This window comes from Nitratireductor indicus C115 (genome assembly GCF_000300515.1).
GTDB lineage: Bacteria > Pseudomonadota > Alphaproteobacteria > Rhizobiales > Rhizobiaceae > Nitratireductor > Nitratireductor indicus.
In genome coordinates this window covers 1-24,708 of record NZ_AMSI01000016.1, presented here as the reverse complement: position 1 = coordinate 24,708, position 24,708 = coordinate 1, and the positions used below count along the sequence as shown (strand labels likewise).

The 24,708-nt window shown below is 60.9% G+C and carries 19 protein-coding genes and 1 tRNA gene; 12 read left to right on the top strand and 8 right to left on the bottom strand.

What is annotated here, in order from left to right:
* Positions 1-128 precede the first annotated feature (128 nt).
* Positions 129-2,237 (top strand): S9 family peptidase, encoded by a 2,109-nt coding sequence (locus tag NA8A_RS19725; protein WP_009452149.1) that lies wholly within the window; start codon positions 129-131, stop codon positions 2,235-2,237.
* A 155-nt stretch (positions 2,238-2,392) separates the two neighbouring features.
* On the opposite strand, the gene NA8A_RS19720 is transcribed toward NA8A_RS19725, so the two are convergent.
* The 4 genes from NA8A_RS19720 to NA8A_RS19705 form a co-directional block, all read right to left on the bottom strand.
* Positions 2,393-3,316 carry a cytochrome c gene (locus NA8A_RS19720; RefSeq protein ID WP_009452148.1) on the bottom strand — a complete coding sequence of 308 codons (924 nt, stop codon included), beginning with the start codon at positions 3,314-3,316 and terminating at the stop codon, positions 2,393-2,395.
* Positions 3,317-3,322: 6 nt separating this feature from the next.
* Positions 3,323-3,769: a c-type cytochrome gene (locus NA8A_RS19715; protein WP_009452147.1), complete on the bottom strand. Its 447-nt coding sequence runs from the start codon at positions 3,767-3,769 to the stop codon at positions 3,323-3,325.
* Positions 3,770-3,952: 183 nt separating this feature from the next.
* Positions 3,953-4,552, bottom strand: a complete 600-nt coding sequence (locus NA8A_RS19710) for a superoxide dismutase (protein WP_009452146.1) — start codon at positions 4,550-4,552, stop codon at positions 3,953-3,955.
* Between the two features lie 105 nt (positions 4,553-4,657).
* Positions 4,658-5,536 carry a branched-chain amino acid aminotransferase gene (locus NA8A_RS19705; protein WP_009452145.1) on the bottom strand — a complete coding sequence of 293 codons (879 nt, stop codon included), beginning with the start codon at positions 5,534-5,536 and terminating at the stop codon, positions 4,658-4,660.
* A gap of 232 nt (positions 5,537-5,768) precedes the next feature.
* Between NA8A_RS19705 and NA8A_RS19700 the strand changes: the two genes are divergently transcribed.
* Both NA8A_RS19700 and NA8A_RS19695 read left to right on the top strand, forming a co-directional pair.
* A complete protein-coding gene (locus NA8A_RS19700; RefSeq protein WP_009452144.1) occupies positions 5,769-6,425 on the top strand; it encodes a haloacid dehalogenase type II in 657 nt (218 codons plus the stop codon).
* Positions 6,426-6,854: 429 nt separating this feature from the next.
* The gene (locus NA8A_RS19695; protein WP_040673189.1) at positions 6,855-7,601 is read left to right on the top strand and encodes a L,D-transpeptidase family protein; all 747 of its coding nucleotides are present in this window, start codon (positions 6,855-6,857) and stop codon (positions 7,599-7,601) included.
* 57 nt (positions 7,602-7,658) lie between these two features.
* Here NA8A_RS19695 and NA8A_RS19690 read toward each other — a convergent pair whose 3' ends face one another.
* The gene (locus NA8A_RS19690; protein ID WP_009452142.1) at positions 7,659-9,236 is read right to left on the bottom strand and encodes a helicase HerA-like C-terminal domain-containing protein; all 1,578 of its coding nucleotides are present in this window, start codon (positions 9,234-9,236) and stop codon (positions 7,659-7,661) included.
* Between the two features lie 241 nt (positions 9,237-9,477).
* Here NA8A_RS19690 and NA8A_RS19685 point away from each other — a divergent pair, with 241 nt between their 5' ends.
* The 5 genes from NA8A_RS19685 to NA8A_RS19665 all read left to right on the top strand — a co-directional run bounded on the left by NA8A_RS19685 (position 9,478) and on the right by NA8A_RS19665 (position 15,577).
* Positions 9,478-10,920, top strand: a complete 1,443-nt coding sequence (locus NA8A_RS19685; protein ID WP_009452141.1) for a methylmalonyl-CoA mutase subunit beta — start codon at positions 9,478-9,480, stop codon at positions 10,918-10,920.
* Positions 10,917-13,043, top strand: a complete 2,127-nt coding sequence (gene scpA, locus NA8A_RS19680; protein WP_009452140.1) for a methylmalonyl-CoA mutase — start codon at positions 10,917-10,919, stop codon at positions 13,041-13,043. Before NA8A_RS19685 ends, scpA begins: the two co-directional genes overlap by 4 nt.
* A gap of 157 nt (positions 13,044-13,200) precedes the next feature.
* Positions 13,201-14,556: a TIGR03808 family TAT-translocated repetitive protein gene (locus tag NA8A_RS19675; protein ID WP_009452139.1), complete on the top strand. Its 1,356-nt coding sequence runs from the start codon at positions 13,201-13,203 to the stop codon at positions 14,554-14,556.
* Between the two features lie 111 nt (positions 14,557-14,667).
* Positions 14,668-14,744, top strand: a tRNA-Pro gene (locus NA8A_RS19670).
* 137 nt (positions 14,745-14,881) lie between these two features.
* Positions 14,882-15,577, top strand: a complete 696-nt coding sequence (locus NA8A_RS19665) for a DUF1003 domain-containing protein (protein ID WP_040673178.1) — start codon at positions 14,882-14,884, stop codon at positions 15,575-15,577.
* 46 nt (positions 15,578-15,623) lie between these two features.
* Here the strand turns inward: NA8A_RS19665 and NA8A_RS19660 are convergent, their stop codons facing one another.
* On the bottom strand, positions 15,624-16,217 hold the full coding sequence (locus NA8A_RS19660; RefSeq protein ID WP_009452137.1) for a LysE family translocator: 594 nt from the start codon (positions 16,215-16,217) through the stop codon (positions 15,624-15,626).
* A 699-nt stretch (positions 16,218-16,916) separates the two neighbouring features.
* Between NA8A_RS19660 and NA8A_RS19655 the strand changes: the two genes are divergently transcribed.
* From NA8A_RS19655 to NA8A_RS19640, 4 genes are all read left to right on the top strand, one after another.
* Entirely contained in the window at positions 16,917-17,693 is a 777-nt protein-coding gene (locus NA8A_RS19655) for an ImuA family protein (RefSeq protein WP_040673175.1), read from the top strand.
* A complete protein-coding gene (locus tag NA8A_RS19650; protein WP_040673173.1) occupies positions 17,596-19,170 on the top strand; it encodes a Y-family DNA polymerase in 1,575 nt (524 codons plus the stop codon). Before NA8A_RS19655 ends, NA8A_RS19650 begins: the two co-directional genes overlap by 98 nt.
* On the top strand, positions 19,167-22,415 hold the full coding sequence (locus NA8A_RS19645; protein WP_009452133.1) for an error-prone DNA polymerase: 3,249 nt from the start codon (positions 19,167-19,169) through the stop codon (positions 22,413-22,415). The genes NA8A_RS19650 and NA8A_RS19645 overlap by 4 nt, the downstream gene beginning before the upstream one ends.
* A 135-nt stretch (positions 22,416-22,550) precedes the next feature.
* Complete coding sequence (locus NA8A_RS19640; protein WP_009452132.1) at positions 22,551-23,474, top strand: carbohydrate kinase family protein; 924 nt, start codon at positions 22,551-22,553, stop codon at positions 23,472-23,474.
* Between the two features lie 40 nt (positions 23,475-23,514).
* Here the strand turns inward: NA8A_RS19640 and cysQ are convergent, their stop codons facing one another.
* Both cysQ and NA8A_RS19630 read right to left on the bottom strand, forming a co-directional pair.
* Positions 23,515-24,321: a 3'(2'),5'-bisphosphate nucleotidase CysQ gene (gene cysQ / locus NA8A_RS19635; RefSeq protein WP_009452131.1), complete on the bottom strand. Its 807-nt coding sequence runs from the start codon at positions 24,319-24,321 to the stop codon at positions 23,515-23,517.
* Positions 24,322-24,435: 114 nt separating this feature from the next.
* A partial coding sequence (locus NA8A_RS19630; protein ID WP_009452130.1) for an adenylyl-sulfate kinase occupies positions 24,436-24,708 on the bottom strand: 273 nt, incomplete at its 5' end.

Below are 24,708 nucleotides of genomic sequence, written 5' to 3'. Positions count from 1 at the left end.
CCTCACAACATCATTGCCTTGCAAACCTCGAAAGGGGCATAAGCAAAGCTCCGTCCAATCGGGGCGAGAGCAGAGCCCCCTTCTTTCCTGCCCGCCTTTCGTGAAACGCCCAATTCCTGGAAATCCCAATGCACTCGACAGCTTTTTCCCATGTAGCAATGGCTCCGGCCACGCTCAAGAAAACCGTGAAACACGAGATTCATGGCGTTGAGCGCACCGACGATTACGATTGGATGCGGGCGGAGAATTGGCAGGAAGTGCTGCGCGATCCCTCTCTCCTGCAAGATGATATCCGCGCCCATCTGGAAGCCGAGAATGCTTATGAAGATGCGCTCCTGAAAGACACCGAAGCGCTTCAGGAAAAGCTGGTTGCGGAAATGCGGGGCCGCATCAAGGAAGACGACACTTCCGTGCCTTCCCCGCACGGTTCATTTGCCTATGGCGGCGGCTTCCGGACCGGTGGCGAATATCCGCGCATCTTCCGCATTCCGCGCAATGGCGGCGAAGAAGAAGTCTTGCTTGATGGCGACGTGGAAGCGAAGGACAGGAGCTATTTCCGTCTCGGTGGGGCCGACCACTCTCCCGATCACAAGCGCCTTCTGTGGGGGCATGACGACAAGGGCTCCGAGCTTTTCACCCTTTCCATTCGCGATCTTGAAACGGGCATGGATCTTGAGGAAACCGTTCTCGAGACGGGCGGTTCAGGCGAATGGGATGCCGACAGCCATGGCTTCTTCTACACGCGGCTCGACGCCAACCATCGCCCCTCGAAGATATTTCATCACGCGCTCGGTACGGATGGCGAAACGGACCGGCTGATCTATGAAGAGATGGATCCGGGCTTTTTCGTCGGTGTTTCCGGCAGCCGCCTGAACGACTGGATCTACATATCCGCACACGATCATGAGACTTCAGAGTGCCATCTTGTTCCCGCTGCTGACCCGGGTACTGCCCCCATATTGGTGGCCGCGCGCGAAACCGGTTTGCAGTATGACCTGGAAGAAGGTGGAGATGTCTTCTTCATCCTCACCAATGCGGACGGTGCGAAGGACTTCAAGATCGTCACGGCGCCCGTTTCCGCGCCCGGTCGCGAACATTGGAAGGAACTCGTCCCCCACGAGCCGGGCAGGCTGATCCTGTCGATCATGGCGTTTGCAGATTTCCTCGTCAGGCTGGAGCGCAAGGACGGGCTTCCCCGCATCGTGGTGCGCGAACGCGCTTCAGGCGAGGAACATATGATCGCCTTCGATGAGGAGGCCTATTCACTCGGTCTGCACGGCTCCTACGAGTATGAAACCGATACGCTGCGCTTTTCCTATTCCTCGATGACGACGCCCGACGAGGTGTTCGACTATGACATGCGCACGCGCGAAAGACGGCTCCTCAAGACCCAGGAAGTCCCCTCCGGCCACAATCCCGATGACTATGTCACGCGGCGGCTGATGGCGCCCGCGCCCGATGGCGAGCTTGTGCCGATCTCGCTTGTCCACCGCAAAGGCATCGCCCTCGACGGTTCCGCACCCTGCCTTCTGTATGGCTATGGCGCGTATGGGATGGCGATGCCGGCTTCCTTCAGCACCAATTGCCTTTCGCTGGTGGATCGAGGGTTCGTCTATGCCATCGCCCACATTCGGGGAGGTAAGGAAAAAGGCTATGCCTGGTACGAGGAAGGCAAGCGCGAGAAGAAGGTGAACACCTTTACCGATTTCATCGCATGCGCGCGCCATCTCGTTGCCGAGCGCTTCACCAGTCACGACCGCATCGTCGCTGAAGGCGGTTCGGCCGGGGGAATGCTGATGGGGGCCGTCGCCAACATGGCACCGGAGGATTTCGCAGGCATTGTGGCGGCTGTGCCATTCGTCGATGTACTCAACACCATGCTCGACGATACGCTGCCGCTGACCCCGCCGGAGTGGCCCGAATGGGGCAACCCCATCGCCTCCAAGGCGGATTACGACACCATTGCGGGCTACTCGCCCTATGACAATGTCGGCGCAAAACCTTATCCGCCAATTCTCGCCATGGCTGGCCTGACGGACCCCCGCGTCACCTATTGGGAACCCGCAAAATGGGTGGCAAGGCTTCGGGAGTTCAGCACGAGCGGCAACCCGGTGCTTCTGAAGACCAATATGGGCGCAGGTCATGGCGGAGCGTCAGGGCGCTTTTCCCGGCTGGAAGAAAAAGCCCTCACCTATGCCTTCGTCCTGAAGGCCTCGGGAAAAGCGGTTGAAGGCTGAAGCAAGAAACCCGGAAAAAACCTCGCGAGCCGATAAAGCGTGCGGGGTTCTCAAGTCATTGGAGATGAACCGCCGCGGTGCGGAACCGTCTGCGGCCACACGCCCAATCGTCCGGTTTCCGTGCCTTCCCGTGCATGCGGATGCCGCGGATGGCACTACCGGTTTGACGGATAGCCGTTCGGCCTTGCGGGCACTGCCTTCAAATATGCGGCGATCGCGTCGCGGTCTTCCTTTGGCAGCATCGACATGTTTTTCTGGACCGAGGCCATGGAACCTCCGACAGAATCGAAATCCGGTGTGAAACCGCTCTCCAGATAGTAGGCGATGTCGCTTGCCGACCAGGAGCCTATACCGCCTTCGCCCGGCGTGATGTTGGGAACGATCCCATTGCCTTCGGCGGCAGCGGCCCCCGCCAGCCAATCGCCATAGCGTGGCCCGCCGGCAAAATCGCGCGGCGTGTGGCACTCCCCGCAATGGCCAGCGCCTTCCACCAGATATTGCCCCCGCTTCACCTCTTCGGAAGCCTCGGGTGCGAGCGCAACCACCGGTTCTTCCCGCATGTAAAGGAGCTTCCAGAGGCCAATGCCGCGACGAACCGTGAAGGGAAAAGACAGCCGGTTTTCCGGTGCCTTGCCCTCAACTTCGGGCAGCGTTTTCAGGAACGCGAAAAGATCCGTTACATCCTGGGGCGCCATCCGGGCATAGGACGCGTAGGGGAAAGCCGGATAGTAGTGCTCTCCCTCGGGGGAAACACCATGCAGCATGGCGTTGGCGAAAGCGCGTTCGCTCCAATTCCCAATTCCGTCGGTGGGATGCGGCGAAATGTTGGGAGCGACAAAGGTCCCAAACTCCGTCGCAAGCTCAACACCACCGGCAAGCTGCAGGCGTGCCTCGCCCTCGGCTCCGTGGGCCGCATGACAGGACGCACAGCCGCCGGCCCAGAAAACGCGCTCGCCACGCGTCGCATCGCCGGATGGCAACGTAGCTGCTCCGATCGTCTGCGGCGCTGTCAGAAACCAGAAAACGGCGCCGCCGCCCGCGACAAGCACGGCAGCGGCGGCAGTCAATCTCTTGATCATGACGAACTAGTTCTGAACGCGGAATGCCTCGTGGCAGCTCCGGCAATTGCTCATCACCGGGCCCACGGCAGCCTTGAAAGCATCGAGATCGGCCGGACCGTCCTTGCCACTTGCCTCAAGTGCCGCCGAAGTATCGGTCGTGAACTTTGCAAGTGCGGCCTTGAAGCCGTCGGCATCTTCCCAAATCTTCGGAGAAGCTGTCGTCTGCCCCTCGCCTGAACCTTCGGGGAAATAATCGCCGAAAGTCGCCGCGCTTGCGCCCAGTGTCAGGATCGCAGCTTTGGCAATGGTGGGATTATATTCGATGTCACCCTTCATGAGGGCAGCAGAAAGACCGGCCGCCGCCGCGGTCGAATCCATGATGCGCTTGCGCGTTGCAATCGGGTCGTCTGCGGCGAGAACGGCAGTGACCGAGATACAGAGCGTGGACATGGCAAGCACGAGTTTCTTCATAAGAATCCCTCCATTGGATTTGATTGCAACCTTATCTGGAACAATGTGTCTGTCCGTTGAAAATTCCCAACGCTTCATTCACGGTTTCGTGAGACCGCGTTGAGCGACAAAAAAGGCCCGGACAAATCGTCCGGGCCTTTCATCAAAAGCGCTCCAGGCGCTTATGCGGAAATCTCGCGCCGATCAGGCAGCCTTCTCATACATTTCCAGGACATAATCCCAGTTGATGAGGCTATCGACGAATGCTTCCAGATATTTCGGGCGCGCATTGCGATAATCGATGTAATAGGAGTGTTCCCATACATCGACACCGAGGATCGGCGTGGCGCCATGAACCAGCGGGTTCTCGCCGTTCGGCGTCTTCATGATTTCGAGCTTGCCGTTCTTCACAGCGAGCCAGGCCCAGCCGGAGCCGAACTGCGTAGCACCGGCGTTGATGAAATCAGCGCGGAACTTGTCGTAACCGCCAAGGTCGCTGTCAACAGCCTTTGCAAGCGCTCCAGGCAGGCTCTTGCCGCCGCCACCCTTCTTCATCCACTTCCAGAAATGAACGTGGTTGTAGTGCTGGGCAGCGTTGTTGAAGAGGCCGGCATTCTTGCCGAAGGACTGCTTCACCACCTCTTCCAGCGACAGGCCGTCCATGCCGGCTTCAGCGGCGAGCTTGTTTCCATTGTCGACATAGGCCTTGTGGTGCTTGTCGTGGTGATACTCCAGCGTCTCCTTCGACATGAAGGGCTGCAGAGCCTCGTAATCGTAAGGCAGATCCGGCAGTTCAAAAGCCATGGTCGTAAACTCCCTCGTACAGGTGGTTGAAATCTACAGAGCGCAGATGGGGACATACCCTCTCAGGCACAATACCCGCGCCCGCCCGTTTGTTCCCGTCGCGGGTCAGACCGGCAGGCCCGAATGGGCCCACTCCCAATAAAGCGCGCGCGCCTTCTTGGCCACAGGCCCGGCCTGAAAATCGCGATTTTCGACACGCTTCACCGGCACGACCTTGGAGTGATTGCCGCTGGAAAACACTTCATCGGCTTCGAGAAAGTCTTTAACCGAAAGCGTCTTCTCGACGACTTCCAAGCCATCGGCGCGCAGTAATTCGATCACGCGGGAACGCGTTATGCCGGAAAGGAATGTGCCGTTCGGGGCTGGCGTGAAGACGACACCGTCCTTCACCATGAAAATATTGGAGCTGCCCGTCTCGGCGACATTGCCGAGCATGTCGAGCACGAGCGCATTGTCATAGCCCCGGCTGCGGGCCTCCATGATGGCACGGCCGTTGTTGGGATAAAGGCAACCGGCCTTGGCATTGGTCGGCGCCGTTTCATAGGTCGGCCGGCGGAAAGGCGACACCGTCACGGAAAAACCGGTCGGCTCGATCATGGGCGATTCATACAGGCAGAGGCAGAACCGGGTCGATTCAGGGTCGGCGGGAACTCCCATATAGCCGCCGCGCTCTCCCCAATACATGGGGCGGACATAGACGGCCGTCTTGCCGTTGAATTTCTTGAAACCGTCCTTGGCGAGCGCGGTGATTTCGTCTGCGGCAACGGTCGGCTTCAATCCCAGATTGGCAGCGGATCTATTCACACGGGCCGCATGCAGATCGAGGTCAGGCGCGATACCCTCGAACCAGCGCGCGCCATCAAAAACAGTGGAGCCAAGCCACATCGCATGGCTGCGCGGACCGATCAGGGGCACATTGCCCTCATGCCAGTCGCCATCGACAAATGTCCAGGTCGCCGAATCGACCTCGCGCACTACCGTCATCGCTTCCTATCCTTCCTTCAAATTCGCGATCTAACCCGCGACCAGGCTCCCTGGACCGTAAAACAGTCCCCGACCCGAATTGTTCATCATGAAACAACATCGAAATGGCTTTGGCCGGCAAGGTCAATCGTTCCGGTTCATCAATCAATAAGGCCACAGTCATTTCTTGACCGCCATTTCTTGACCGCCAGCCCCGGCTGCGTTCAATTGCGCTCGACGGAAGGAGCCCGCGATGCGCCACACGGCCTATGTCTTCGATGCCTACGGTACACTGTTCGACGTGCATGCGGCGGTGCGACGCCATGCCGGCGAGATCGGGCCCGAAGGCCAGCGCTTCTCGGAACTGTGGCGCGCAAAGCAGCTTGAATATTCATGGGTGGCCACGTTGATGGGCCATTATGCGGATTTCTGGGTCATGACGGAACGGGCGCTGGACTTCTGCTTCGCCAAGATACCGTCCGTCGACCGGCGCCTGCGCCAACCGCTGCTCGACGCCTACTGGCAACTCGACTGCTATGAGGAAGTGCCTGGCGTGCTCAAGGCATTGAAGGCCGGGGGGGCGCGTCTGGCGATCCTGTCGAACGGCTCGCCGGCCATGCTCGAATCGGCCATCCGATCCTCGGCCCTCGATACGATCCTGGACGATGTCTTCTCCGTGGAAACAGTGCGCCGTTTCAAGACCGACCAGAGCGTCTACGAGATGGTCACAAATGCGTGGCGCGTCTATCCGGACGCTGTATCCTTCCAATCGTCGAATCGCTGGGATATCGCTGGCGCGCGCCGTTTCGGGTTTCATACCGTGTGGCTCAACAGAACCGCACAGCCCGATGAATACGAAGATTTCCCGCCCGACCTGATCCTTCCCTCGCTGGAAGGTCTGCTGGCTTAGTTTTGCGTCGCATCCTTGCCGCTTATGCGGAATGACGTTCACGAAACGTCTTGCCGCCAGGTGGAAACATCGGACGCCTGCATCGGTGCGAAAACGGCGTTGTGAGGCGTGTTGACATGCCGTGTTCTGGAATGATGCACTTATAACACAGTGCCCGAGGAACTTTCGAAAGGCCGCATTTTTCACCTTCCGCACGGCAATGGCAGGTTTATCAAGCGCAGTGGTGTTTCTAGAGCATTTTCAAATCATGTGGAATCACATGAAGTCCGTATGAATGCGGAAAACATAAGCTGGATCGGTTCAACGTTTCATGGAAACGCTGAACCGATCCAGTCAGGCAGTAACGAGTTTTCTCACTCTGGTGGAGCCCCGTTGGAAACCGCGAGTGGCTTTACCCGTCTGACCAATTTCGAGCACGATGAAGAGGCCATGTTGAATACCCCCAAACTCAATCGTCCGCTCTCGCGGCGTCATTTTCTGTCCGCAAGCGCTGCCGGCATTGCGGCGCTTTCCCTTTCGGCCTGCAACACCACCAGCGAAGATGCGCCGCGCGTCGTGGAAACACGCGAGCCGGAGATCGACATCAGTTCGGCGGCAACCATGTATGCGCGGGTCACCGATGCCGGTTACGACATTCCGGGCGTGCCCTTCAACAAGCTCAATCCACGCTATTATCGCCAGGAAGTCGCCGACCCGACGGGCGAGCGGCCCGGCACCATCGTGGTCGACACGTCCAACCACTTCCTCTATCTCGTGCGTAACAATGGTCGCGCGCTGCGCTATGGCGTCGGCCTTGGTCGTGCCGGTTTCGAATGGGCGGGCCGCGCCCAGATCGAGCACAAGCAGGAATGGCCGCGCTGGTTCCCACCGAACGAAATGATCGACCGCCGTCCGGAGCTCGGCAAATACCGTGCCGAATATGACAAGGCGAACGACAAGTGGCTGGGCGGCATGCAGCCGGGACCGTCCAATCCGCTCGGTGCCCGTGCACTCTATATCTATCAGGACGGCAAGGACACGCTCTACCGCATCCATGGCTCGCCTGAGTGGTGGTCTATCGGCAAATCCGTTTCCTCGGGCTGCGTGCGCATGATCAACCAGGACGTGATCGATCTCTTCAAGCGCGTCCAGCCGGGTGCGCCGATCGTCGTCACCTCGGGTCTGCGCACTGTTTGACCTGCCTGCGATTGGGCGAGCAAACAATTGATTTTGCGAAGAAATGAAAAGGGGCTCTCAGAGCCCCTTTTTTATGCTTCCCAATATGCCGCGCACCAGTGCCCGGCCAAGCGAGGAGCCGACGGAACGGACCACTGACTTGACCGCGGCTTCCGTCACCGACTGCCTGTTCGAAGTGCGGCGCGTTGTGGTCTTGGTGGTTCGGCGTGTGGTCGTCGTACGGGACGGACTCGCTCCGTCATCGAAATCGGGAAGCGTCCAACGGGAACGCCCTTCCACGGCACCTTGCTCGGTTTCGCGTTGCGCGGCCTCTTCTTCGGCCTTCACCTTGTCGGTGGCTCGTTTCTGCAGAATCTCGAAGGCAGACTCGCGGTCGATCGTTTCGTCATACTGACCCGAAACCGGACTTTCATTCATGATCTTGGCGCGCTCCGCATCGCTTAACGGACCGAGGCGCGATGCCGGAGGACGAATGAGGGTTCGTTGCACGATCGAAGGAATGCCCTTGGCTTCCAGCGTCGAGACCAGCGCCTCGCCGACGCCAAGCTGGGTGATCGCTTCGAAGCAATCGAACTCCGGATTGGGGCGGAAGGTCTCGGCCGCAGTCTTCACGGCCTTCTGCTCACGCGGCGTATAGGCGCGCAGGGCGTGCTGCACGCGGTTGCCGAGCTGGCTCAGCACCGTCTCGGGCACGTCGAGCGGGTTCTGCGTGACGAAATAAACGCCAACTCCCTTCGAGCGTATGAGCCTGACGACCTGCTCGACACGATCAACCAGGATCTTCGGCGCGTCGTCGAAAAGCAGATGCGCCTCGTCGAAGAAGAAGACGAGCTTCGGGCGGTCCGGATCGCCGACCTCCGGCAATTCCTCGAAAAGTTCGGAGAGCAGCCAGAGCAGGAAGGTCGCATAGAGGCGTGGGTTCATCATGAGCTTGTCGGCGGCAAGCACATTGATCGCGCCGCGACCGTCGCGCGTGGTGCGCATGATGTCGGCAATGCGCAGCGCCGGCTCGCCGAAGAAATTCTGTCCACCCTGCTGCTCGAGCACCAGAAGGTTGCGCTGGATCGCGCCGACCGATTGCTTGGACACATTGCCATAACGCGAACCGATCTCGGAGGACCGTTCGGCGATGTTGACCAGCAGCGCCTGCAGATCCTTCATGTCGAGGAGCAGAAGCCCTTCTTCGTCGGCAATGCGGAAAGCGATGTTGAGCACGCCTTCCTGGGCCTCGGAGAGGTTCATGAGGCGCGACAGAAGCAGCGGTCCCATTTCCGATACGGTGGCTCGGATCGGATGCCCTTTTTCCCCGAAAAGGTCCCAGAAGATGACCGGGAATTCCTGGAATTCATAGGGATCGAGCTTCACGGCCTCGGCACGCTTCAGCAGAAAATCCTTTGCCTCGCCCATCATCGCGATGCCCGAGAGATCACCCTTCACATCGGCGCAGAACACCGGAACACCCGCATTGGAAAAGCTCTCGGCAAGAATCTGCAAGGTGACGGTCTTGCCCGTTCCGGTTGCGCCGGTCACCAGCCCGTGGCGGTTCGCATATTTCAGAAGCAGGCGTTCGGGCTGCTGATACGTATCGTCGGGCTTGCGGCTGGCACCGAGGAAAATGCTGTCATCCGCCGTCATTCAAAGGCCTCGCTTTGTCGTCTTTCCTGCGCCGATGCGCCGTTCCGTCCGGTATAAACAGACGGGGCTTTCGGCACAACGGCGTTGTTGAGAGCGGTTTTCTTGCAACGCCCGGCGGTATTCCTCCAAGGGCGCATTGCAGGGGCGGAATGGGCGTCATAAACTCCCCTTACCGTTCAATGCCCGCCGGGTGTCTTGCGTCTTTGCTGCGCTGCACCGGCCTTCGGCAAGATGGGAGGCGATGTTGGATCGGTCGATCCTTAAGAAAGTTGAATTCCGCAGCATCGACGAGGATGGCTGGCGGGCTCTTGTGCGCGAATCGCTGAAAGGCGAATCGGGTGCCGAAGGGCTTGTCTGGCAGACCGACGACGACATCTCCATGCAAGCGCTCTATCAACGCGCCAAGGACGCAACACCGCTGACGCGTGCGCGGGCAACGCCCGACTGGAGCATCGTGCAGCGCATCGACGATACCGACCCGGAACGAGCGAACCGGCAGGCTAAGGAAGATGTAGCCCAGGGAGCAACCGGGCTGGCACTGGTCTTTGCCGATGCGCCGAATGCCTTCGGCTTCGGCCTGCCGCCAACGCCGGAAGCCATCGCCAAGGCGCTTGAGGGAATTGCGTTTCACAACATGCATCTGCGCATGGACGCCAATCCCAACAGCCGCGCCATCGTCGACTGGCTGACGCAGCTCTTCACCGAACGGCGCATCAATCCCGCTCGCATGACGCTGTCCTTCGGCATTTCGCCGGCGGCCACTTTTGCCGGATCGGGGCAACTGCGTATGTCCATCGAGGCGCTGGAAGCCTCCATGCCGCAATCCTTCGCGGGTTTCTTTGCGATGGATTTGCCCGGCATCCTGCTCGAGGGCGACGGGCGCGTCTTCCACAATGCCGGCGCGTCGGAGGCGCAGGAACTCGGCATCATACTGGCCTCCGCCGTCTCGCATCTGCGCATGTTTGAGCAGGCGCGGCAGCCGCTCGTCTATGCAGCTCCGCATATCGGCTTCTCGCTCAGCGTGGATCAGGACCAGTTCCTGTCCATTGCCAAAATCCGGGCGCTGCGCCGGTTGTGGACCCGCGTTCAGGAAACCTGTTCCATCGAGCCCTCGCCGGCCACGATCCATGCGGAAACGTCCTACCGGATGATGACGGCGAAGGATCCCGAGACAAACATCTTGCGCACGACGATTGCCGCCTTCTCTGCCATCGTCGGGGGCGCCGATACGATTTCGGTGCTGCCACATTCCATCGCCCATGGCCTGCCCGATCCGGCGGCCCGCAGGCTGGCACGCAACACTCAGCTTATCCTCGCCGGCGAGAGCCATCTCGGCCTCGTGTCCGATCCCGCCGCCGGGTCCGGTGGTATCGAGGCGCTGACGGCAGAACTGTGCGAGCGTGCATGGGAAGAATTCCGCCGCATTGAAACCGAGGGCGGCGTGTTACGCAGCCTCATGGCAGGCCGCATTCAGGACCGTATCCTCCCCGTGCGCGAACGCCGGCGCGAAAGCGTTCAGGATGGATCGAAGCCGATTGTCGGATCCACGCTCTACCCGGCTCCCGAAGAGCGTCCAGTGAAAACCCTTCCCGCCGATCCCAAGCCCGTCACCCATGAGGCGGTGGTGCGCTGCAAGCCGCTTCTGGTGCAGAGGATCGACGAATTGACCGGAGGCAGTGCATGATTCCGGACTTTTCCAGCATCGACTGGTCGGTCCCAACCTCCTCTCCATCGAAAGATGAGCGCTCCCCGGCAATGACGCCGGAGGGGATCGAGATTCGTTCATCCTATGGAGAGCGCGACCTTCGGGGATTGCGTTTCCTCGACACCTATCCGGGGGCTGCGCCCTTCATCCGGGGTCCCTACCCCACCATGTATGCGCGCCAGCCATGGACCATCCGGCAATATGCTGGCTTCTCCACGGCAGAGGAATCGAATGCCTTCTACCGGCGCAATCTCGCAGCCGGCCAGAAGGGCCTTTCCGTGGCATTCGACCTGGCGACACATCGCGGTTATGACAGCGATCACCCCCGCGTGGCGGGCGATGTGGGTATGGCCGGGGTGGCGATCGATTCCATCCTAGACATGCGCCAGCTTTTCGACGGCATCCCGCTCGACAAGATGAGCGTGTCGATGACGATGAACGGCGCCGTCCTGCCTATCATGGCGCTCTATATCGTCGCGGCGGAAGAACAGGGCGTACAGCAGAAGGACCTCTCAGGCACCATTCAGAATGACATTCTGAAGGAGTTCATGGTCCGCAATACCTATATCTATCCGCCCAAGCCCTCGATGCGGATCATTTCGGACATCTTCTCCTATACGGCGGAGCGCATGCCGAAATTCAACTCCATCTCGATTTCCGGCTACCACATGCAGGAGGCCGGTGCGACAGCGGATCTTGAGCTCGCCTACACGATCGCCGACGGCATAGAATATGCGCGCGCGGGCATTGCAGCCGGTCTCGACATAGATCGCTTTGCCCCTCGCCTCTCCTTCTTCTGGGCCATCGGCATGAACTTCTTCATGGAAGTGGCCAAGATGCGCGCCGCGCGCCTTCTGTGGGCGACGCTGCTGCAGAAGAATTTCGCACCGAAGAATGAGCGCTCGCTCTCCCTGCGCACCCATTGCCAGACCTCCGGCTGGTCGCTGACCGCGCAGGATCCGCACAACAACATCATGCGCACGATGGTCGAGGCGATGGCCGCAACCCAGGGGCACACCCAGTCCCTGCATACCAACGCGTTCGATGAGGCGCTGGCGCTGCCGACGGACCATTCCGCCCGCATCGCCCGCAACACGCAGCTTGTGCTCCAGAAAGAGTCCGGCACCACACGGCTGATCGATCCCTGGGGCGGTTCCTTCTTCGTGGAACGCCTGACGCACGACCTCGCGAACCGGGCGCTTGCCCATATCGAGGAGGTCGAGAGCCTTGGCGGCATGGCAGCCGCCATCGAGAAGGGCATCCCCAAGATGCGCGTGGAAGAAGCCGCCGCGCGCACGCAGGCGCGCATCGATTCCGGCGAACAGATGGTTGTGGGCGTCAACAGCTTCCAGCCAGAGGCCGACACGGCTGTCGACGTTCTCAAGGTCGACAATGCAGAGGTGCGCGCACGCCAGCTCGCCAAGCTTCAGGAACTGAAGGGAACGCGCGATGTCGCGGCAACCGAAGCCGCACTCGCCGATCTCACCCGTGCTGCCGGCGGAGACGGCAACCTCCTCGAATTCGCCGTGCGGGCTGCCCGTGCGAAAGCCACTGTCGGCGAAATTTCCATGGCGCTCGAAAAGGTCTTTGGGCGTCATGTGGCCGATATCCACACGATCTCCGGCGTCTACCGCAAGGAAGTCGGCAATCTTCCCTCCGTCGACCGGACGCAGGAGAAGGTGGAAGCATTCCGCAAGAAGACCGGAGCGCCGCCGCGCATCCTTATCGCCAAGATAGGGCAGGATGGACATGATCGCGGTCAGAAGGTGATTGCCACCGCATTCGGCGATCTGGGGTTCGACGTCACCGTGGGCGCCATGTTCCAGACACCGGAGGAAGTTGCGGAGCTTGCCATCGACAATGACGTGCACATCGTCGGCGCCTCGTCGCTCGCCGCTGGGCACCTGACGCTTATTCCCGAACTGAAGGAAGCGCTGGAGCGGCGCGGCCACGGTAATATTCTTCTGGTGGCGGGCGGGGTCATTCCGCCGGACGATTTCGACGCGGTGCGCAAGGCAGGCGCTGCGGAAATCTTCCCGCCCGGCACCGTCATTCCGGAGGCCGCCGAGAAGCTGCTCGACCGGCTTCTGGAAAGCGCCTGACACGTTTCATGCCCTCATATCCCGCATGTAGCGCCCTTGGTGGAAGCATGCGGGGCATGGTGCTGAATGCGACAATTCCCAGCCAGCCAGCGCAGCAGGCAACCGGCGCGGCATGGAACCTGCTTCCCTGCCTTGGAAAACGGGAAACTGTGCCAATATGAACCGCCGCCAACTCCTTAAAGCGACCACGGGCTTTGCCGTTCTCGGCCTCTCAATGCCAATGACCTTTGCGGCTCCGGCCCGCTCTGCCTTGTCCGATGCACTCAATGCAACTGAATTCGGGCTGGACCCAACCAGTTCTCAAAACCAGAACAAGGCGTTTTCGGCTGTTCTGGCGCATGCTGCAGAAAAAGACAGTCCTGTCTTTCTCCCTCCGGGGCGCTATCTGCTTTCCGACACCGCCCTGCCGAAACGCGTGCGTCTGATCGGCGTTGCAGGCGCCAGCAAGCTCGTTCATGGGGGTGGTGTCTTCCTGCAAGGCCGCGGCCTTGAACGCCTCTCTCTTTCAGGCATCACGCTGGACGGAGCTCATGCGCCTCTTGGCAATGCGAAAGCACTTCTCGACATCAGCGGTGTGCGACAGCTTCTGCTTCACGACTGCGATATCGCAGGTTCAGGAGCAAGTGCCGCCGCGCTCGAACAGGCTACAGGCAGGATCGAGCATTGCCGCATAACGGACGCGGCGGATTACGGGCTCTATTGCCTCGACGCGAAGGGGCTTTCCATCGAGGGGAATAACGTCACCGATTGCGGCAATGGCGGCATTCTCGTTCACCGCAGCGCGCCCGGTGAGGATGGTACAAGCATCACAGGCAACCGCGTCGCTCGCATCCGGGCCGACCGTGGTGGAACCGGTCAATATGGGAACGGCATCAACGCCTATCGCGCCGACAATGTCCGGGTGAACGGCAACGAGATTGCCGATTGCGCCTTTTCAGCCATCCGGGGCAACAGCGCCGGTAATTTTCTGATCAGCGACAACACCTGCCTGCGCTCAGGCGAAACGGCGCTCTATGCGGAATTCGCGTTTCAGGGCGCGGTCATCGCCAACAATATCGTCGATGGCGCGGCGCACGGTATCTCCATCGCCAATTTCGACCGTGGCGGGCGGCTTTCCACGTGCAGCGGCAACATCGTGCGCAATCTTTCAGACAAGGCCCCCTACCCCTCCCCGCTTGCCGGTTTCGGCGTTGGAATCAGTGTTGAAGCCGACGCCGCCATCACCGGCAATGTGATCGAAAATGCGCCCCTGGCGGGCATCAGGATCGGCTGGGGACCATTCATGCGCAATGTTTCAGCCAGCGGAAACGTAATCCGCACGACGCCCGTCGGCATTGCCCTTTCAGTGGTCGAGGGAACCGGCGCGGCGGTCATCACCGGCAATGTTTTCGAGGAAACACCTCGAGGGGCAATCGTCGGATTTCGCTGGAAAGATGCCGTCTCAGGCGATCTCTCCCTTAACGGCGGCGAAGGCTTTGCGCATGTGACGATCGCGAACAATCGCACCTTCTGACTTCCTTGCTCTCATGCGCTCTCAGGAGAAATACGGGCATGAAAATTCCGTTTGCGTCGGTTTGATCTTGCAGAGTTGAAACGTGGCGGCTATAAGCCCGCCGTCTGGTCACGGAGTGTAGCGCAGCCTGGTAGCGCACCTCGTTCGGGACGAGGGGGTCGCAGGTTCGAATCCTGCCACTCCGACCAGTTTTTCCTGCATTCTATACCCAGTTTGAAAGTGCCGACGTTCGGCGCTTGGGCCCTTGCCTGTTCGAGGTTCATGGCGCAATCGACCGAACCGCGCTAGAGTAGAGCCTTGTAGCTTTTCTTCCTGCCGGACGCACATGCCTGCCCGAAACCAGCATAAATGCCATGTCTGTGGGAAGGAATTTCCCGCCAGACAGCTTTTGCCTTACGCCTCGGTGCGTCCCGGCATCAGCGCCCTCATCCAGAGCGAGCATCCCGGCTGGGAAGAAGGCAAATTCATCTGCAAGCCCGACATGGGCAGGTTCCGCCGCGCCTATGTGGAACATCTTCTGGTGGACGAACGAGGTGAACTCGGCCGGCTCGAGCAGGAAGTGCTCGACAGCATGGAAAAGGGCGAGCTCATAACGCGCCCGGAAAGCGAGGCCATCGCCGAACACTCCAGCTTTGGAGAAAGATTGGCGGATCGCGTCGCCACCTTCGGCGGCTCCTGGACCTTCATCGTCATCTTCGGCCTCGTCATCATCGTTTGGATGAGCCTGAATGTGTCCGCACTGCTCTTCAAGCCATTCGATCCTTACCCCTTCATCCTGCTCAATCTCGCCCTCTCCTGCCTCGCCGCCATACAGGCTCCCATCATCATGATGAGCCAGAACCGGCAGGACACGAAAGACCGCATCCGCAGCGAGAATGATTACAAGATCAACCTCAAGGCCGAACTGGAAATCCGCCAGCTGCATGAGAAGATCGATCATCAATTGGCGCGCCAGTGGGAGCGGCTGGCCGAAATTCAGGAAATCCAGATCGAGCTTCTGGAAGAGCGACGCAGCAGATGACCCATGGCAACGCGGATGAATGATCGACCGCGCCCAGCTTCCCCCTTCAGAGCAACATCCAGATTGCGACGGCGGCCAGTGTGAAAGCGAAGATAGCGTTCAGGCGGCGCGCTTGTCCGGGATCGCGGAAGCGCAGGGCAATCCTGTCTCCGGCCAGTGTCCAGACAATGAAGGCGACAAAATTGTTGAGCGTGAAGACTGTCGCAATCAGAAGCACCGCCACCAGATGGTCCGTCTCGCGTCCAGCCAGGAATTGCGAAAACATCAGCGCGATGATCACATAGGCCTTCGGGTTGAGCAGAAGCAGGATGACCCCATCCATGAAACCGGCCGGGCGCGCATCTTCTCCACCTCCCGCAGCACCTGCCCGGTACAGCCGGTAGGCAAGATAGAGAACATAAGCTGAGCCGGCCCATTTTATGACCGTGAAAAAGCCCGGCTGCGCCTCCAGAATCGCGGCGAAACCCAATCCGATCGCCGCCGTGACCGACCACGTCGCCAGATGGTAGCCGGCATTTGCCGGAAAGGTCGCTTTCAGGCCAAAACGCGCGCCATTTGCAGCAAAAAACATATTGCCGGGTCCCGGGCTGTAGGCCAGTGGGAACAGGAACACGATAAGGGCGATCGCAAGCTCGAGCATGGCGGACTTCCTCGTTGACACCCGATCTTCACCAATCGATCCGCACGCGCGACCCGTTTCTTGCCAAGACGACTGCTACTCCAATGAGCATTTTCCAGATTGCCTAAAATTTACGCGACCTGCTCGTACCTTATCCATGTCGGGCGAGGCATAGCCAACTCGGTTTCAATGAAGATTTCCGACAAAGTCTTGTAAATAAATGGAAAAATAAATCTCTCCGAAACTGGCACGTTTGATGCTTCGTATGGGCGAGTCCGGAGGGGACTCTCCAGAAAAGCGTCAAAAGAACGCTGGAGCAGGGCCGTCAGACAGATCGTGCAAGCCGTTATCCGGCGCAGATCGTCTGGCGGCCCTTTCGTTTTCAATGCACTTCCAAAGATCCACAATCCGCGTATTTGCGGCGCGCTGACAATGCCACTGCCTCCGCTCCAGCTTACAGGACAGGAAGATGAAATATCGTCCCGAGGCTCGCCCCGGTTTTCCAAAGCCATAGCCTTCACCATTCATCGCGGCGATTGATTTGTTCTCTTTTTGTTCTTATGATGCGGTATGCTGGATGTATCGCTCACCATGGCCGACAGGCCGCTGGCCCTGAAATGCCGCCCCATGCCGGCGCGCCTTTGCGCGTGGCCGCAAAAAACACATCCGCCTGCCTGGGTGCAGGTTCTGCCCGGCCGGAATTGATGGAACCGCGCCGCCATGAAACAAGCTTTAGATATAGAGACACTGCGCCGGCGCATCGCCACCCAGGAGAGACTGACGCCCTTGCGCCGGCCCATCGTTCCGATGGGTGCGGCAACACTCGACGCGGCCCTCCCTGCCCATGGATTGCAAACAGGCGCAGTGCATGAAGTACAGCCTGACACTGCCGGCGATTTCGCGGCGGCAGTGGGTTTCGGTGCCTGTCTGCTTGCGCGTCTCACACAGCAGCGGCCGGGAATCGCCCTATGGGTAACGCCTGGCCATGGAGAAGCCGAACATGGCGCGCTTTATCCGCTGGGCCTTGCCGCCCTCGGCTTCGACCCTGCCCGGCTTGTCCTGCTGCGCGCTTCCAAACCCGTCGATGTTCTCTGGGCACTTGAAGAAGGGCTCGGCCACGCACGACTTGCGGCCGTTTTCGGCATATTCCCGGAAACAGCGCGAGGGTATGACTTTGCCGCCAGCCGGCGTCTTTCCATGCGCGCTGCACGGCTTGGCGTAACAGCCTTCATCCTGCGTGGCAGGAGGGATGAAGGCGAAAGCACAGCCGCCGAAACCCGCTGGTCGGTTGCCGCCCTACCCGGCGATCCCGTCGCCGATGCCGCCACGCCGCGCTGGCGGCTCGATCTTCTCAAAGCCCGGAAAGGTTTGCCCGGACGCTGGGATGTGGAATGGGACCATGAAACGCTTTCTTTCCGTCTTCCTGCCCCGGTGGCCGATCGAGCGCCGGTATGGAAAGCCATCACGCCTTCCTCCCGATGGGCACAGGCTTCGTGACGCAGCCTCCATGCCCTTTGCGCTGGTTACGGCAAGCGACAGCGGCCAGCGCCTTACGGCCCTCAGCCCGGCGGCAGAGCGTCTCGGCCTCACCCGGGGCATGGCATTGGCTGATGCACGCGCCATCCATCCTGCCCTTCAAATCGCCCATGCCGACCCGCGAGGCGATGAGCGCGCGCTCGCCCGCCTGGCGCTCTGGTGTCAATGCCTCTCTCCTTACACGCGTCCTGACGCGCCGGACGGCGTCAGCCTCGACATTACGGGCTGCGCCCATCTTTTCGGCGGAGAAGAGGGGCTTGCCGAATTGCTTGCACGAAGATTGACGCATTTTGGCCTTGGGGCCCGGCTTGTCATCGCTCCTACAATCGGCGCGGCGTGGGGGCTGGCGCGCCATGGACCCGCACCGCATCTGATCGTTGCGCGCATGGACCTTGCCGCCATGCTGGCACCGCTGCCCATCGCCGCATTACGCCTTGAAGAGACGACACTTTCGGCCATGGAAAAGCTTGGCCTCAGGCGGATCGGCGATCTCATCGGCAAGCCGCGCGCACCGCTTGCCGCGCGTTTCGGCGCTCTGGCGCTGCGTCGGCTCGATGAGGCTCTGGGTCATGAGGAAGAGAGTTTCCGCCCGTTAAATCCGCCCACGCTTCACCGCGTCCAATGCCGTTTTGCCGAGCCCATCATCACGCTGGAAGCCATCGAGATCGCCATCAGGCGCCTTGCGGAAGATATCGCCGCACAACTTGAAACCGCAGCCAAGGGCGCGCGGCGGCTGGAACTGCGTTTGTTTCGCGTCGATGGCTGGTTCGAGAGCCTTGCCCTTGCCACCAGCACGCCAACCCGCGATGCCCGGCATATCGCCCGCCTCCTCGGCGAGCGGCTGGACCGGATCGAGGATCGCGCAGGCTTCGGCTTCGAGGCAGCGGACCTCACGGCTCCGTCCGTGGAAAATCTGGCAGCCCGGCAAGGCGATCTCGACATGAGCGAGCAGACCGATAACGACATCGCGCCACTGCTCGACCGTCTCGTCAACCGGTTCGGCGCCTCAAATGTCACACGCCCCCTGCCCCAGCAAAGCTACCTGCCGGAAAGGGCAAGTCGCAATGCCTGCGTCCTGAAGCCGGCCCGCAGCCATGACTGGCGAGCGCATGCGCGCATGGTGCAGGACGGCGCGGCCTTCGCCCGCCCGCTTTTTCTCTTCGCCGTGCCCGAACCGGTCAACACCCTTGCGGGGGTGCCAGACGGCCCGCCCACCCGCTTCGAGTGGCGACGCGTCTCGCATCGGGTCATAAACGCGGAAGGTCCGGAGCGGATCGCGCCTGAATGGTGGCGCGCACCCCTCGGCGCCAGCCGCAAGACGCGCGATTATTATCGTATAGAGGATGAGGCCGGCCGGCGTTTCTGGCTGTTCCGCGACGGGCTTTATGAGCGCGGCGGGGACATGCCGCGCTGGTTCATTCACGGTGTCTTCGCATGAGCGGGGTTCCGAACATCCCACACTTCGCCGAACTCGGCGTGACCAGCAATTTCAGCTTCCTGCGCGGCGGCTCGCACCCGCGCGAGCTCGTTTCCACGGCTGCCCAGCTCGGCCTTACGGCAATTGGCATCGCCGACCGCAATTCCCTGGCGGGTGCAGTGCGTGCACATGTGGAAGCAAGGGAACAGAATATTCGCCTGGTCGTCGGTGTGCGGCTTGCGCTTACCTGCGGGTTCGAAGCGCTCTGCTTTCCGACCGGCAGGGCCGCCTATGGACGCCTCACGCAACTCCTCACTGCCGGTAACCGCAAAGCAGGCAAGGGCGAATGCCATCTCGGCTTCGACGATCTTTCCCTGCTCGGAAAAGGGCAGCGCCTTATAGCCATGCCGCCTTATGATTTCGATATGGATTTCGAAACGGGGTTGCGCCGATTGTCCCGCCTTTTTCCGGGCGCGACATATCTCGCCCTCACCCCTTACCGCAGGGCCAACGACAAGGCGCGACAACAACGCCTCGAGGCGCTCTCCACGGCATGCGGCACGCCCCTCGTGGCAACGAACGACGTGCTCTATCACACGCCGGCGCGCAGGCCCTTGCAGGATCTCCTCACCTGTATTCGCGAGCATTGCACCATCGATGAAGCAGGCTTTCGCCTGGAGCGCAATGCGGAGCGGCACCTGAAGTCCCCCGCCGAAATGACGCGCCTTCTTATCGGACACGAAGATGCCATCGCCCGTTCCGTCGACATCATGCGCGATTGCGATTTCTCGCTCGGCAAACTCTCTTACGACTATCCTGAAGAATCCTGCGGCGAGAGCGCTACGCCGCAGGAAGAGCTTGAGCGTCTGACATGGCTCGGCGCACAAGCCCGCTTCAACGGCGCCATTCCCGACAAGATCAGGGGCATGATCGCCCACGAGCTGGAACTCATCGGAAAGCTCGATTATGCGGCCTATTTCCTCACGGTGAACGATATTGTCCAGTTCGCCCGCACGCGCGAACCACCCATTCTGTGCCAGGGGCGCGGTTCGGCGGCCAATTCCGTCGTTTGCTTCTGCCTGGGGGTCACATCCGTCAACCCCAACGAGATCGACCTGCTCTTCGAACGTTTCATCTCGGCTGAACGCGGGGAACCGCCGGATATCGATGTCGATTTCGAGCATCAGCGACGCGAAGAGGTGATGCAGCACATCTACAGCAAATATGGACGCCACCGCGCAAGCCTTACCGCGACCGTCATCTCCTACCGTACACGCAGCGCCGTGCGCGAGGCCGGCAAGGCCATGGGGCTTTCGCCGGATGTGGTCTCGGCCATGACCGGTCTCGTCTGGGGGCATTCGGAAAAGACCCCGGCCGGCGCCCAGCTTCGCGAGGCGGGCCTCGACCCGAGCGATCCGCGCCTGCGCCAGACCCTCCTGCTCATCGGGCAGCTGATCGGTTTTCCCCGCCATCTTTCGCAGCATGTGGGCGGTTTCGTGCTCACCAATTCGCCGCTCAGCGAGATCGTTCCCATCGCCAATGCGGCCATGAAGGACCGCACCATGGTGGAATGGGACAAGGACGATCTCGATGCGCTCGGCATTCTCAAGGTCGATGTCCTATCGCTCGGCATGCTCACCTGCCTGCGCAAGAGCTTCGACCTCCTGCGCGTCCATTACGGGCGCAGCGAAACACTGGCCTCGCTGCCGCGCGACGACGGGCCGACCTATGCAATGATCCAGCGAGCCGATACGATCGGCGTCTTCCAGATCGAGAGCCGGGCGCAGATGTCCATGCTGCCGCGCCTGCGGCCAGAAAATTTCTACGACCTCGTCATCGAGATCGCCATCGTGCGCCCAGGCCCCATCCAGGGTGACATGGTCCATCCCTATCTGCGCCGGCGCAACAGACAGGAACCCGTCGACTATCCGTCTGAGGCCCTGCGCGCCGTCCTTCAGAAAACCTATGGCGTTCCCCTGTTCCAGGAACAGGCCATGAAGATCGCCATCGTTGCGGCGGGCTTCTCGCCGGCCAAGGCCGACCGGCTGCGCCGCGCCATGGCCAGTTTCCGCCGCACGGGCACCATCGACACGTTTCGCGAGGATTTCCTCAACGGCATGCTTGCCAATGGCTACCCCCCGGAATTCGCCGAGCGCTGCTTCAACCAGATGAAGGGGTTCAGTGAATATGGTTTTCCCGAAAGCCATTCGGCGAGCTTCGCCCTGCTTGCCTATGCCTCCTCCTTTCTCAAATGCCACTATCCCGATGTCTTTGCCTGCGCCCTCCTCAACTCGCAGCCCATGGGCTTTTATTCCGCCTCCTCCATCGTGCGCGACCTGAAGGATCACGGCGGCGAAGTGCTGCCGGTCGACATCAATCACAGCCAATGGGAACACACGATTGAAGAGGCTTCGAAACCCGGCCCCGTCGGTCATGCGCTGCGTCTCGGTCTGCAGCAGGTGGATGGTCTTCGTGACGAGGCGGCAAAGAAGATCGTCGCGGCCCGCGGCTCCGGGTTTTCCAGCGTGCGCGAGGTCTATTTCCGGTCGCGCATCGACATGTTCACACTGCGCCAGCTGGCCGAGGCCGATGCTTTCCGCTCGATGGGGCTCGACCGGCGCGCCGCCTTATGGGAAGTCCGCGGCCTCAGCGGCCATCAGGGCGTGCGCACCGCCGCGGAGGAGCTACCGCTTTTCGCACAAGCGGCATCCACCGTCTCTGCGCCGCTTCAGGCAGAAGAGAAGGTCGATCTGCCTCCCCTCCTGCCCGGCGAACATGTGGTGGAAGATTACGGAACGCTTGGCCTTTCCCTGAAGGCGCATCCTGCCTCGTTTCTGCGCGGGCGCCTGAAACGCCAGCGCATTGTCGAGACCCGACAGCTCGCGCACCTGCCCGCAGGCCGCTTCGTGCGGGTGGCTGGGCTCGTTCTGGTACGGCAAAGACCGGGCACGGCCAGCGGCGTAATTTTCATGACGCTCGAGGATGAAACTGGCATCGCCAATGCCATCGTCTGGCCGCGCGTTTTCGAAAAATTCCGGCGCGTCGTCTTTGGTGCACGCATGGTGGCCGTCGAGGGCATCCTGCAAAAGGAGCGCGAGGTGATCCACGTGGTTGCCCGGCGTCTCATCGATCTCACCCCGCAACTCATGGAAGCCATGCAGGATCCGGCAAGCCGCGAAGGACAACCTGCTCGACCGGCCGAACCCAATCTCTGGCGTCACCCGCGCAATGTCCGGGTCCTGCCAAAGGGGCGCAATTTTCACTGATGAACCCACTGGCAAGCCCACTGGGGAACAATCCCGGCCCCCATCCGGCTCCTCGGCGAAATGCCGGGGCCGCTATCCGGTTGCCAAGCCCCCTTTGCCCGGCTACTCCCTTGGCAACACAAAGGGAGGCGTTTCATGATCCTGTGCTGTGGCGAAGCCCTGATCGACATGCTGCCGCGCAGCACGATAGGAGGCGAACCGGCGTTTTCACCCTATGCCGGCGGTTCCGTGTTCAACAGCGCGATCGCTGCCGCCAGACTGGGCGTTGCGTGCGGCTTCTTCACCGGGCTCTCCGACGATCTCTTCGGAGACATGCTGCGCGCGAAACTGGAAGAAAGCCACGTGGATTTACGCCATGCCCTCTTTTCCAGCCGCCCGACGACACTCGCCTTCGTCACCCTGACCGATGGACAGGCCGATTACCGCTTCTATGACGAAAACACGGCCGGACGCATGATCGCGCCGTCGGATATTCCCCTGCTCGGCGAAGATGTGGAAGCACTTCTGTTCGGCGGCATCAGCCTCGTGTCGGAGCCCTGCGGCTCAGCCTATGAGGCGCTGATGCAGCGTGAAAGCGCCGTGCGGGTCACCATGCTCGATCCCAATATCCGCCCCGCCTTCATCGGCGATCCGCAGGCGCATCGTGCCCGCATCGCCCGCATGATCGCGCTCGCCGACATCGTGAAAATCTCCGCCGACGATCTCGCCTGGTTCGAGGAGCCGGGCGAGATGGATGAAATTGCCATACGCTGGCTGGACCGGGGTCCACGGCTCGTCATCATCACCGATGGCGGCAAAGGCGCGACTGCCTATTCCAAAGATCACAGAATCTTCGTTCCCGCGCACCCCGTACAGGTCGTGGATACGGTCGGCGCGGGCGACACGTTCAACGGCGCTCTTCTCGCGGCTTTGAGCCACAAGAGGCATCTAAGCAAAAACACGATTGCGCGGCAGGACGCGGCAGCCCTCAAAGAGGCGATAGGCTTTGCCGCCAGAGCTGCCGCCGTCACTGTCTCGCGGGCGGGCGCAAACCCACCCTGGAAACACGAGCTTGGATAGAGCGTTGCAGGCCTGAGCCGAAGCTCCGCGGAACCATGTTTCAGGCAGACGCGCCTTCCGCAATGAAATGCGGACTTGCAAAAGCGTCCAGCCCCTGACCGCCGCCTTTCGGCCCGTAGGTGAGCGGTTCGCCCTCAACGGTCAGCGCGCGGCCGCCCGCTGCCCGCAGAACCGCATCGCCGGCAGCGGTGTCCCACTGCATGGTACGGCCGAAACGGGGATAAAGATCGGCATCCCCGCGCGCGATAATGCAGAACTTCAGCGACGAGCCGATGGAAACAGTCTCAGCGCCTTCGTGGCGATTGATGAAGGCGCGCGTTTCGTCGGTGAGATGCGAACGGCTCGCAACGATTGCCGGAGGGGTGCGCATCGATCTTACGCGAATTTCACGGCGCTCCGCCATCTTTCCATCCACCAGCGCAACCTCATAGGCAACACCCGGTCGCCCGGAATACAGGAGATTGCGCGCAGGCGCGAAAACCACGCCGAGGGCGGGCGCGCCATCGCGTATAAGTCCGATATTGACGGTGAAGTCCGGTCGGCGGGCTATGAATTCACGTGTGCCGTCCAGCGGGTCCACCAGCAGGAAGCCGCCTGCATCGCACGCAGGAATAACCCCGCTGGAGGCTGCTTCCTCCGACACGCAGGGCGTTCCGAGGCCAGCCCTGGCAAACCCATCCAGAATGATGCTCTCAGCGGCGCGGTCGGCGGCGGTAACGGGCGTGTCGTCGGATTTCTGCTCGACCTCGCAACCCGCCTCGTAGTAGCGCATGATCTCCAGACCGGCCGCCACCGCCAGTTCCTCGAAAAACGCCAGAAGCGCCGCGTCGTCCTTCATCATGCCCATTGGCTGCCAATCACCCTCTCTACAAATCGCTCATCCCGCGCGCGATGAAACAATCGGTCTCCGATCCCTTTGCCGCGTTCGTGCAACGCCGTTGCTGCCTTCCAGGCGAACCCGTCAGCAGTAGCCGCGCTCCCTGAGCCATGCCTCGATTTCCTCGGCAAGCTCTTCCGGTGCGCGCCCGGCTGTCGGCAGGTGAATATCAGCCTTGTCTGGCGTCTCATAGGGTGAATCGACACCTGTGAAGTTCTTGATTTCGCCTTTGAGGGCTTTTGCATAGAGGCCCTTGGGGTCGCGTCGGGCGCATTCCTCGAAGGGCGTGTCGATGAAGATCTCGACGAACTCGCCCTCACGCATCAGTTCGCGCGCCATGCGCCTCTCGGCGCGGAA